2 protein-coding genes are annotated in these 873 nt (G+C 63.7%); both read left to right on the top strand.

Features of this window, described 5'->3' with window-relative positions:
- The coding region (locus EOA33_RS37175; RefSeq protein WP_190234526.1) for an ATPase, T2SS/T4P/T4SS family at window positions 1–229 on the top strand (229 nt) is incomplete at its 5' end.
- Window positions 230–243: 14 nt separating this feature from the next.
- On the top strand, window positions 244–873 hold a 630-nt coding region (locus EOA33_RS37170), incomplete at its 3' end, for a type IV secretory system conjugative DNA transfer family protein (RefSeq protein ID WP_190234525.1).

The raw sequence follows: 873 nt of genomic DNA, 5'->3' as shown, positions 1-873 counted from the left end.
CATCAACACCGGCCATCCTGGTTCGCTGACAACCGTTCACGCCAATTCGGCCCGTTCGGCCTATGAGCGCCTGGCGCTCATGGTCATGCAAAGCAATGTCGGGCTATCTCGCAGCGAGATCCTCGACTACCTGCGCGAGGTGATCCCGGTCGTCGTGCAGATGGTGCGCGGCGATGGCGGACGCCGATCGATCGGCGAAATCAAGTTCACGAAGGCTGAGACGATCTGACGGGGGCGCCCATTATGGAAAAGATCGCCGGCGGGATCTTCCTGGCGTTGATGGCCGTGGCGCTGGGCGCCTTGTTGTTTGTGGTCGCATACGCGGCGACCGACTGGTACAGCACCGGATCGCATTTTCTCTTCGATAGCCTCAATGCGGATCCGCGGCCAGTCTTCGGCTACGCCTGGACGGACCTGAAAGCTGGACGCTTCGCAAAGCTTCAATACGCCGGCGCCGCGGCCCTATTCGGCTTCGTCCTGCCGCTGGCGAGCGCATTCTTGATGCGGTCGCCCAAGCGCAACGACGCGAAATTCATGTCGATGGCGGACATTCGCCGGGCTGGCCTGCTGAAGCCGAGGGGCATCTTCATCGGACGCGCCGGCGGCAGACTGGTCAACGTCTTTGCCCCGCACCGCGATCGGCGAACGGGCAAATTGCGCCTGACGCGCCCCAGAGTTCGCGGCGGCAAGAAACTGTGGATCGACGGCGATGACGTCGGCGGCTTCGTCATCGGACCGCCAAGGTCGGGCAAGGGCGCGGCGCTGATCATTCCGAACGCGCTGATGTGGCCCCATTCGCTTGTCGTGCTCGATCTGCGCGGCGAGACCTATGAAGCGACGGCTGGCCACCGGGCCACCTTCAGCCAGGTCGTC

It is taken from the genome of Mesorhizobium sp. M4A.F.Ca.ET.050.02.1.1, from assembly GCF_003997725.1.
Lineage (GTDB): Bacteria > Pseudomonadota > Alphaproteobacteria > Rhizobiales > Rhizobiaceae > Mesorhizobium.
Note: the sequence above shows the minus strand (reverse complement) of the source record. Positions and strands in the feature narration are given on the sequence as shown.